The sequence below is a fragment of the Pseudooceanicola profundus genome (genome assembly GCF_054919315.1).
The window spans coordinates 2,277,501-2,287,500 of record NZ_CM142898.1 but is presented as its reverse complement, the minus strand read 5'-3'; the positions used below and the strand labels follow the sequence as shown (position 1 = coordinate 2,287,500).

The following is a 10,000-nucleotide window of genomic DNA, read 5'->3' as shown; positions in this document are numbered from 1 at the left end:
TTTTCCGCCCCGATCATCCGAGTCGGGGCGAAATGTCGAATCGGGGCCCGCGATTCGGGCCGGTGAGTCGCACAGGACGACTCGCCGGCCTGCATACGGAGGCGGTCCGGACGAGATTCGCACCCGCCCTCGCCCGCGGGCCTCAATCGAGTCGGCGCACCATGAGCTGATTCCCCGCGCCGCGCTTGGTCTCGAAGATCTTCAGCTCGCCGATGAGGTCCGAGAACTTGCGCTTGCCATAGGTCCGCGTGTCGAAGTCCGGGTTGTCCGCGGTCACGTACTGGCCGAGCTGCCCCATCGGATACCACTCGTCATCCTGTTCGATCTTGTCCATGGCACGCAGGATCAGCGGCACTGCCTCCAGCGGCTTGCGCTTGCCCGGCCCCGGCTCCGAGCCCTTGCTCGGGCTCGGCTCGTCAACGATGTTCTCGATCAGCACGAAGCGGTTGCAGACGTTGCGCAGGCTTTCGGGCGCCTTGGCCTCGCCGATCCCGATCACGTCGAGCCCCTGCTCTCGGATGCGGTTGGCAAGGGCGGTGAAGTCGCTGTCGGAGGAGACCAGCACGAAGCCGTCGAAACGGCCGGTGTGCAGGATATCCATCGCGTCGATCACCAGGCCGATGTCGCTGGCGTTCTTGCCCTTGGTGTTGGCGGTCTCCTGATGACCGACGAGGCCGAGGCTGCGCACCTGCTCCGTCCAGGGGCGCAGACGCTCCGCGCCCCAGTCGCCGTAGACCCGGCGCAACGCCGGTTCGCCGTAAGAGGTCACCTCCTTGAGGATCGCAGCGGCGTGGCGGGCGGGGATGTTGTCGGCGTCGATCAGGACGGCATAGAGCGGACGGCTTTCTGGCATGAGCTTTCTCGTTATTGGCCTCCCGTTCAATCTGGCAGGTCAATGGCGGGGGTCAAGTGCGTGACCGGTCTTGTGTAGGAGTCTCGCCGGTGCTTGACGTCACGCCCCGGGGCGGTTTCGCTGAGGGCGGCGCGCCCGGGTGCGCCGACGATGCGAAAGGGACGCGACCATGACCACGATCCTCGGCCTGTCCGGCAGCCTGCGGGCGAAATCCTACAACGCGGCCCTGCTCCGCGCGGCGATCGAGCTCTGCCCCGAGGGCGCGACGATCCTGCCGGGAACCATCACCGGCGTGCCGCTCTACAATGCCGACGAAGAAGCCGCAGACGGCGCGCCGCCCGCGGTGGTGACCCTGCGGGAGCAGTTGGCGGCGGCGGATGCGCTGTTGATGGTGACGCCCGAGTACAACAACGGCGTGCCGGGCGTCTTCAAGAATGCGATCGACTGGATGTCGAGCGGAGAGGGCGCGGCGCTCTTCCGGGGCAAGCCCGTCGGCGTGATCGGCACCTCGCCCGGCGGCTTCGGGACAATGCTGAGCCAGGCGCACTGGCTGCAGGTGCTTCGGGCGCTTGCCACCCGTCCCTACCAGGAGGGGCGGCTGATGGTGTCGAAGGCAGGAGCGGTCTTCGATGAAAACGGCGCCCTCACCGATGCGAAGGTGCGGGACCAGTTGCGCGGGTACCTCGACGGCTTCGTGCAGGCGATCCGCTAGGGGCACAGCAGGGGTGGACACCGCCCCCGCTGCACGCCGATCAGATCGGTCAGCCGCGCGCTTCGGCCTGCAGCACCTTCTCGATGCGGGCGACGTCCTCGGGATTGTTGAGTTCCCAGAACAGGCGCCCCCGGGCATCGACCTCGACGCATTTCAGCTTGGCACCGTTTTCGAGGAAGCGCAGCTGCTCCAGCCCTTCGAGCTTCTCCAGCACGCCCTCGGCCCAGGTGCCATAGGCCGCGAGGGCGCGGGGACGGTACGCATAGACCCCGACGTGGTGGAAGACGGGCACCTGCCCCGCATCGAAGCTCTTGCCGCCGGTATAGGGGATCACTTCCTTGGAGAAATAGAGCGCGTTCCTGTCCGTATCGAAGACCGCGGTGGTGCCCCCGACCCGGTCGTTCTTGCGGTCCTCGAGGAACATCGCCAGCGTTTCCGGATCGCAGCGCAGGACGGGCGTGGCGGCGTCGAGGCTTTCATCCTCCTGCATCGCGCGGACCAGATCGCTGAGGAACCAAGGCGGTGTCAGCGGTGCGTCGCCCTGCAGGTTCACCACCAGTTCGGGGCTCAGCCCGCCGCGCGTCAGGGCGTCGGCGCAGCGTTCGGTCCCGTTGCGGCAGTCCTCGGAGGTCATGATGACCTCGGCGCCAAAGGCGCGGGCCGCGTCCGCGATGCGGTCGTCATCGGTCGCAACGAAGACGGCGTCGGCCTCCGGCACGGACATGGCCGCCTCCCAGCTGCGCTGGATCAGGCTCTTGGTGCCATCGGGGCCGGTGAGCGTGGCCAGAGGTTTTCCCGGATACCGGGTCGAGGCATAGCGGGCGGGGATCAGGATGACAGTCTTCATGGGTAACCTCGAACAGGATTAGGCAACGCCTGCGCGCAGGCAGTCGTGCAGGCGCAGGAGCCCCAGCGGGTGCATCTCGGCATCGACCACGAAGAGCGCCGTGATCTTCTTTTCGTTCATCAGGTGGACCGCCTCGGAGGCCAGGGCCCCGGCGTCGATCGTCTTGGGGCTGGTGGTGGCCACGTCCCCGACGTCGCTGTCGAACAGCGTTTCGAGATGGCGACGCAGGTCGCCGTCGGTGATGATCCCGGTGAGCCGGCCCGCGGCCGTGCCGTCCTCGGTCATCCCCAGCACGCCGAAGCCCTTGCCGGACATGGCGACGAGGGCCTCGCGCATCGGCGCATCCGCTGTCACCAGCGGCAGATCGGATGCAGGGGTCATCAGCGCCTCGACCCGCAGCAGCTGTGCGCCCAGCTTTCCGCCGGGGTGGAAGACCTGGAAATCGGCCTTGCCGAACCCGCGGCCCTGCATCAGCGCCACGGCAAGCGCATCGCCAAGCGCCAGCGTCGCGGTGGTGGAGGTCGTCGGGGCGATCCCCATCGGACAGGCCTCGGCGGCATCGGGCAACGGCAGGACGATGTCGGCCGCGCTGCCAAGGGTGCTCTCCGGGCGGCGCGTGATGGCAATGAGGGGGATCGCGAAACGACCGGCATAGGTGACGAGATCGGCCAGCTCCGTCGTCTCGCCGGAATTCGAGATCACGATGCAGGCGTCCGCCTTGGTGATCATGCCGAGGTCCCCGTGACTTGCCTCGGTCGGGTGGACGAATTGCGCCGGCGTCCCGGTCGAGGCAAAGGTCGCGGCAATCTTGCGGGCGATATGGCCTGACTTGCCGACGCCCGAAACGATCACACGTCCGGTGACGGCCCGCAGGATCGCGATCGCCTCGCGATGCGCCTCGCCGAGGGACCCGGCCATCAGCGACAGGGCATCGGCCTCGACCTTCAGGACACGACCCATTTCGGCCAGATCATCGTTGTGCAGGGCGTCAGTCGCTGTCATCGGGTTTCTCCTTCGTTGCATGCGATCTACCCCCGAAGACGACAGGCGGGCAAGTGTTGGTCTCACCCCCGGCCCCGTCAGCGGACGCGCGCCTTCGTACCCAGTACCGCCGATGCGCGGGCCGCCGCGCCTTCCCGGCGCCCCGCCTGTCCGGTGCCCGCCCTGCCCCGGTGATGTCAGAACCGGGGGGCCAGTTGTGAAAAGGGGCGCCGTGAAGCGCCCCTTCGGATGTCGAATGTGCCTGCCCGTTACGGGATCAGCCGCGCGATGATCAGGTCCGCGGCCTGCTCCGGGGTCATCTCGGTGGTGTCGATGCGCAGCTCGGCCCCCTCAGGCGCCTCGTAGGGGCTGTCGATCCCGGTGAAGTTCTTCAGCTGCCCGGCGCGCGCCTTGGCATAGAGCCCCTTTACGTCGCGGCTTTCGGCCACTTCCAGCGGGGTGTCCACGAAGACCTCGACGAATTCACCCGGCTGCATCATCTGGCGCACCATCTCGCGTTCCGAGCGGAAGGGCGAGATGAAGGCGGTGATCACGATCAGCCCCGCATCGGTCATCAGCTTGGCGACCTCGCCGACGCGCCGGATATTCTCGATCCGGTCGGCCTCGGTGAAGCCGAGGTCCTTGTTCAGACCGTGCCGCACGTTGTCACCATCCAGCAGGAAGGTGTGGCGGTTCATCCGCGCCAGCTTCTTTTCGACGATATTGGCGATCGTCGACTTGCCCGAACCGGAGAGGCCGGTCAGCCAGATCACCGCGGGCTTCTGGTTCTTCATCGCCGCGTGATCATCGCGGGTGATGTCCGTGGCCTGCCAGTGGATGTTCTGGGCCCGCCGCAGGGCAAAGTTGATCATCCCCGCCGCGACCGTCTGGTTGGTCATCTTGTCGATCAGGATGAACCCGCCGAGGTCGTGGTTCTCGCCATAGGGCGCAAAGGGGATCTCGCGGTCCGTGGTGACATTGGCCACGCCGATGGCATTCAGGTCCAGCGTCTTGGCGGCCATATGCTCCTGCGTGTTGACGTTCACCTCGTACTTGGGGTGCTGCACGGTGGCCGAGACGGTCTGGGTGCCGATCTTGAGCCAGTAGGCCCGGCCCGGCACCATCTCGTGTTCGTCCATCCAGATGACCGTGCTTTCGAACTGGTCGGCCACCTCGAGCGGCGCCTGCGCCGCCACGATGACCTGCCCGCGGGAGCAGTCGATCTCGTCTTCCAGCGTCAGGGTCACCGCCTCGCCGGCCACGGCCATGGCGCGATCGCCGTCGAAGGTGACCACGCGGGCCACCTTGGAGGTCTTGCCCGAGGGCAGCACGCGCACCGGGTCCCCGGGCTGCACCCGCCCCGAGGCGATCAGCCCGGCAAAGCCGCGGAAGTCGAGGTTGGGCCGGTTCACCCATTGCACGGGCATCCGGAATGGCGCCTCCTGCGGCTCCTTGGTGCTGTCGATCTCGACGGTTTCGAGATGCGGCAGCAGCGCGGTGCCGCTGTACCAGGGCGTGTTCTCGGAGGGCGCGGTGATATTGTCGCCCATGTGGCCCGAGATCGGGATCGGCACGAAAGCCTCGATGCCGATCGACTGGGCGAAGGTGGTGTAATCAGCCACGATCTCGTCAAAGACCTCCTGGCTGTAGTCCACCAGGTCCATCTTGTTCACGGCCAGCACGATGTTCTTGATGCCCAGCAGATGCACCAGGTAGCTGTGCCGCTTGGTCTGGGTCAGCACGCCCTTGCGCGCGTCGATCAGGATCACGGCCAGGTCGGCGGTGGAGGCGCCGGTGACCATGTTGCGGGTGTACTGCTCGTGGCCCGGCGTGTCGGCGACGATGAACTTGCGCTTCTCCGTGGTGAAGAAGCGGTAGGCCACGTCGATGGTGATGCCCTGCTCGCGCTCGGCGGCCAGCCCGTCCACCAGCAGGGCGAAGTCGATGCCCTCGCCCTGGGTGCCGACGCGCTTGCTGTCAGCCTCCAGCGTGGCGAGCTGGTCCTCGAAGATCATCTTGCTGTCGTAGAGCAGCCGGCCGATCAGCGTGGACTTGCCGTCATCCACCGAACCGCAGGTGATAAAACGCAGCATGGTCTTGTGCTGGTGCGTCTCGAGGTAGGCGTCGATGTCCTCGGCGATCAGCGCGTCGGTCTTGTAGATCGTGTCTTTGTCTTGGGTCGTCATGGGGTGTCCCCTGGAAACTGGTTGGGCCATCCACCGCGGGTCGCGGGACGGCGGAAAAAGCTCAGAAGTAGCCTTCCTGCTTCTTCTTCTCCATCGAGGCGGCCTGATCGTGGTCGATCGCGCGGCCCTGGCGTTCGGAAGTGGTGGTCAGCAGGGTTTCCTGGATCACCTCCGGCAGGGTCTTGGCGGTACTTTCCACGGCGCCGGTCAGCGGGTAGCAGCCCAGCGTCCGGAAGCGGATCGAGCGCATGACGGGCTTTTCGCCGTCTTTCAGCGGGAAGCGATCGTCGTCCACCATCAGCAGCATGCCGTCCCGCTCGACCGTGGGGCGTTCCTCGGCCATGTAGAGCGGCACGATCTCGATGCCCTCGAGGTGGATGTACTGCCAGATGTCCAGTTCGGTCCAGTTCGAGATCGGGAAGACCCGCATGGACTCGCCCTTGTTCTTGCGTGCGTTGTAGAGCCGCCAGAGTTCGGGGCGCTGGTTCTTCGGATCCCAGCGGTGCGAGGCGGTGCGGAAGGAGAAGACCCGCTCCTTGGCCCGCGATTTCTCCTCGTCCCGGCGTGCGCCGCCAAAGGCCGCATCGAACCCGTATTTGTCCAGCGCCTGCTTCAGCCCCTCGGTCTTCCACATGTCAGTGTGGAGCGAGCCGTGGTCGAAGGGGTTGATGCCCTTCTCCTTGGCCTCCGGGTTCTGGTAGACGATCAGCTCCATCCCCGCATCGGCGGCGGCCTTGTCGCGCAGCTTGTACATGTCCTGGAACTTCCAGGTGGTGTCGACATGCATCAGCGGGAAGGGCGGCGGCGCCGGGTAGAAGGCCTTCTTGGCCAGGTGCAGCATGACGGCGCTGTCCTTGCCCACGGAATAGAGCATGACGGGGTTCTGGGCTTCGGCGGCCACCTCGCGCAGGATGTGGATGCTCTCCGCTTCCAGGCGCTGCAGGTGGGTCAGGGACTTCAGGCTCATAAGGTATCCTGTGGAAATCGAGTATTGATCGACAGGTAAACCTGTGCTCTCCCTTTGACACCTCCCATATGGTAGGTACCTGTTGAGGGGCGGGACCCAAGGCCCCAATTCAGCCCTCCGTTCATACGCCACGAGGACCGGAACGCGCATGCCAAGCGAAGCGGAGATCCTGAATGCGCTCTACACCGCAGCCAGCGCCCCCTCCGGGACGCCCGGGTGGCCCGCGTTTCTTGCACTGCTGGCCGAACAGACCGGCGCCGGCAGCGCCGCGCTGCGCCTCGACCGGCAGGGCGTGCGGGAACAGGACTGGCATTGGCACGATCCAAAAGTCGAGCCGCCTGCCCGCCCCGCGCCCGACCAGCCTCGGATGCGCTTCCACCGGATATACGGACAGGGTGACCTCCCCAGCCTGACGGCCCCCGCACGAGATCCCCTGCGCGCCGTCAAGACACAGTTGAGGCCCGGCCCGGACCAGGGCAACAGCGCCCTGTTGATCCTACAGCGCAAGGGCGACGACTTCCGCGCCACGGCGGCGGTGCACCTCTCCACCTTGATCCCGCACCTAGGCCCGGCCCTGGAAACCTGGGAGAGACTCGCCGAGGAACGCGCCCGCGCCGGCCGATACCGCGCCATCGCAAGGCACCTCGGCGGGGGATGGGTCCTCTTTTCGCCAAACGGGACTGTCCTCGAAATGGACCCCGCGCTGCGCGCCCCCCTCGAGGCGATAGCCGGAATTCGCGTCGGACCGGACGGCCGTCTGCTGGTCCGCGACACGCTGCTGGCACAGGAGTTGAAAAAGGCGCTCTCTTCCTCAAAAACCCTATCCGGCCCCGACACCCTCACGCCGAAGGCACATCTGCTGCGACTCTCCGAGCAGCCCCTGATGGAGATGATGATCCGCGATGATCCAACGGCTCCTGACGGGCAGCCCCGCAGGATCGGATATCTCCGTAGCGCGCCCATGGCTGAAGCGCTTCCTCTCGCCTCAACCGCAAGGCACCTTGGCCTGAGCCCGAGCGAGGCCAAACTCGCCTGCCTGATCTGCGACGGTCACAGCCTCGCTGAGGCTGCCCACCGCCTCTCCTGGACGATCGACACCACGCGTACGACGTCGAAGCGGATCTTTGCTCGCATGGACGTCACGGGCCAGGCCGGCGTGATGAGAAAGATGCTGACCAGTGCGCTCTGGTTCGACGACGCGGAGCGCTCAGGGTCCTGAACTGCAGTTCGTCCTCGCACGAGATCCCTTTGGCCGCGGCACAGAAATCTGATTGTGCAAAGGTTCTGTAACGCAAAACGCCCGACGCTTTGTGGCGTCGGGCGTTTTGTGTATTTTGTCATACGTATTGAGAGATATGTGGCTCTTTACTAGGTCTGGCGGCGATCTACTCTCCCACGTCTTGAGACGCAGTACCATTGACGCGACAGCGCTTAACGGCCGAGTTCGGGATGGGATCGGGTGTTTCGCTTGTGCTATGACCACCAGACCGAGGAAAGAGCCTGTTGTCCAAGTCAGTATTTATTTGTGTATGCTTCTGATTTGTCAGTAGTGCTTTGCTTCTCTTTTTTTGAGTAGCAAGTCTGGTTTCTACTGGATCAAATCAAGCCTATCGGGCCATTAGTACCGGTCAACTGAATGCATTACTGCACTTACATCTCCGGCCTATCGACGTGGTGGTCTACCACGGCCCTCAGGGATACCTTGTTTTGAGGGGGGCTTCCCGCTTAGATGCCTTCAGCGGTTATCCTGTCCGGACATAGCTACCCTGCACTGCCGTTGGCACGACAACAGGTCCACCAGTGGTCCGTTCACCCCGGTCCTCTCGTACTAGGGGCAACTCCTCTCAAGTATCCTACACCCACGGCAGATAGGGACCGAACTGTCTCACGACGTTCTAAACCCAGCTCACGTACCTCTTTAAACGGCGAACAGCCGTACCCTTGGGACCTGCTCCAGCCCCAGGATGAGATGAGCCGACATCGAGGTGCCAAACACTGCCGTCGATATGGACTCTTGGGCAGTATCAGCCTGTTATCCCCGGCGTACCTTTTATCCGTTGAGCGATGGCCCTCCCACTTGGGACCACCGGATCACTATGGCCGTCTTTCGACTCTGCTCGACTTGTCAGTCTTGCAGTCAGGCTGGCTTCTGCCATTGCACTCAACGAGCGATTTCCGACCGCTCTGAGCCAACCTTCGCGCGCCTCCGTTACGCTTTAGGAGGCGACCGCCCCAGTCAAACTACCCGCCACACAGGGTCCCGGAACCCGATAAGGGATCGCGGTTAGACATCAAGCAAAGCAAGGGTGGTATCTCAAGGGAGGCTCCACGGGGACTGGCGTCCCTGCTTCGAAGCCTACCACCTATCCTGCACATGCTTGGCCTGATGCCAGTGTGAAGCTGTAGTAAAGGTGCACGGGGTCTTTCCGTCTAACCGCGGGAAGCCTGCATCTTGACAGGCAATTCAATTTCGCTGAGTCGATGTTGGAGACAGCGGGGAAGTCGTTACGCCATTCGTGCAGGTCGGAACTTACCCGACAAGGAATTTCGCTACCTTAGGACCGTTATAGTTACGGCCGCCGTTTACCGGGGCTTCAATTCGGAGCTTGCACCCCTCCTTTTAACCTTCCGGCACCGGGCAGGCGTCAGACCCTATACGTCGTCTTGCGACTTCGCAGAGCCCTGTGTTTTTAGTAAACAGTCGCCACCCCCTGGTTTGTGCCCCCAGCCTCCAGTTGCCTGGAAACCGGGCTCCCTTCTCGCGAACTTACGGGAGTATTTTGCCGAGTTCCTTCAACATCGTTCTCTCAAGCGCCTTGGTATTCTCTACCAGTCCACCTGTGTCGGTTTAGGGTACGATCTCATAGTGAGGCTATTTCCAGGAACTGCTAAGCGGCCCCTCCAATCCGATAAGGAGGAACAACCTTCGCAATCCGTCACCATCACATGGCCCAGGAATATTAACCTGGTTCCCATCGACTACGCCTTTCGGCCTCGCCTTAGGGGTCGGCTTACCCTGCTCAGATTAGCTTTAAGCAGGAACCCTTGGACTTTCGGCGAGAGTGTCTCTCACACTCTTTGTCGCTACTCATGTCATCATTCTCGCTAGTGATCTCTCCACCGGATGCCTTACAGCCCGGCTTCATCGAAAGCACTCTATCCTGCGCTACCGCTTCGCTACTTGAGCGCAATGTCTTGCGCCTTCGTACTTCAGCGGCAGAAGAGGACGAGTGCTATGTCACACTACGCTCCGCTACCATGCACTATGTGCATCCTCAGCTTCGGCTCATGGCTTGAGCCCCGTTACATCTTCGCCGCAGGACAACTTATTTAGACCAGTGAGCTGTTACGCTATCTTTAAAGGATGGCTGCTTCTAAGCCAACCTCCTGGTTGTTTTGGTCGTCCCACCTGCTTTCCCACTTAGCCATGAATTGGGGGCCTTAGCTGGAGGTC

The 10,000-nt window shown here is 63.6% G+C and carries 7 protein-coding genes and 2 rRNA genes (1 of these 9 running past the window's edge); 2 read left to right on the top strand and 7 right to left on the bottom strand.

Annotated features, from left to right (window positions below; all coding sequences use genetic code 11):
- Positions 1 to 142 precede the first annotated feature (142 nt).
- Positions 143 to 853, bottom strand: coding sequence for an NYN domain-containing protein (locus ACX9MO_RS10470; protein WP_222495490.1), 711 nt, complete (start codon positions 851 to 853; stop codon positions 143 to 145).
- Between the two features lie 169 nt (positions 854 to 1,022).
- On the opposite strand from ACX9MO_RS10470, the gene ACX9MO_RS10465 reads away from it, so the two are divergent.
- Complete coding sequence (locus ACX9MO_RS10465; protein WP_462211800.1) at positions 1,023 to 1,565, top strand: NADPH-dependent FMN reductase; 543 nt, start codon at positions 1,023 to 1,025, stop codon at positions 1,563 to 1,565.
- A 49-nt stretch (positions 1,566 to 1,614) separates the two neighbouring features.
- Here the strand turns inward: ACX9MO_RS10465 and ACX9MO_RS10460 are convergent, their stop codons facing one another.
- The 4 genes from ACX9MO_RS10460 to cysD form a co-directional block, all read right to left on the bottom strand.
- Entirely contained in the window at positions 1,615 to 2,412 is a 798-nt protein-coding gene (locus ACX9MO_RS10460; RefSeq protein WP_222495488.1) for a 3-deoxy-manno-octulosonate cytidylyltransferase, read from the bottom strand.
- Positions 2,413 to 2,430: 18 nt separating this feature from the next.
- Positions 2,431 to 3,414: a KpsF/GutQ family sugar-phosphate isomerase gene (locus ACX9MO_RS10455; RefSeq protein WP_462211799.1), complete on the bottom strand. Its 984-nt coding sequence runs from the start codon at positions 3,412 to 3,414 to the stop codon at positions 2,431 to 2,433.
- A gap of 248 nt (positions 3,415 to 3,662) precedes the next feature.
- The gene (cysN, locus tag ACX9MO_RS10450; RefSeq protein WP_462211798.1) at positions 3,663 to 5,579 is read right to left on the bottom strand and encodes a sulfate adenylyltransferase subunit CysN; all 1,917 of its coding nucleotides are present in this window, start codon (positions 5,577 to 5,579) and stop codon (positions 3,663 to 3,665) included.
- Between the two features lie 61 nt (positions 5,580 to 5,640).
- Positions 5,641 to 6,546 carry a sulfate adenylyltransferase subunit CysD gene (gene cysD / locus ACX9MO_RS10445; protein WP_462211797.1) on the bottom strand — a complete coding sequence of 302 codons (906 nt, stop codon included), beginning with the start codon at positions 6,544 to 6,546 and terminating at the stop codon, positions 5,641 to 5,643.
- Positions 6,547 to 6,694: 148 nt separating this feature from the next.
- Between cysD and ACX9MO_RS10440 the strand changes: the two genes are divergently transcribed.
- Positions 6,695 to 7,765, top strand: coding sequence for a helix-turn-helix transcriptional regulator (locus ACX9MO_RS10440; RefSeq protein WP_462211796.1), 1,071 nt, complete (start codon positions 6,695 to 6,697; stop codon positions 7,763 to 7,765).
- 153 nt (positions 7,766 to 7,918) lie between these two features.
- On the opposite strand, the gene rrf is transcribed toward ACX9MO_RS10440, so the two are convergent.
- Positions 7,919 to 8,033 (bottom strand): 5S ribosomal RNA (gene rrf, locus ACX9MO_RS10435).
- Positions 8,034 to 8,143: 110 nt separating this feature from the next.
- A 23S ribosomal RNA gene (locus ACX9MO_RS10430) occupies positions 8,144 to 10,000 on the bottom strand; it runs 1,009 nt beyond the window's last position.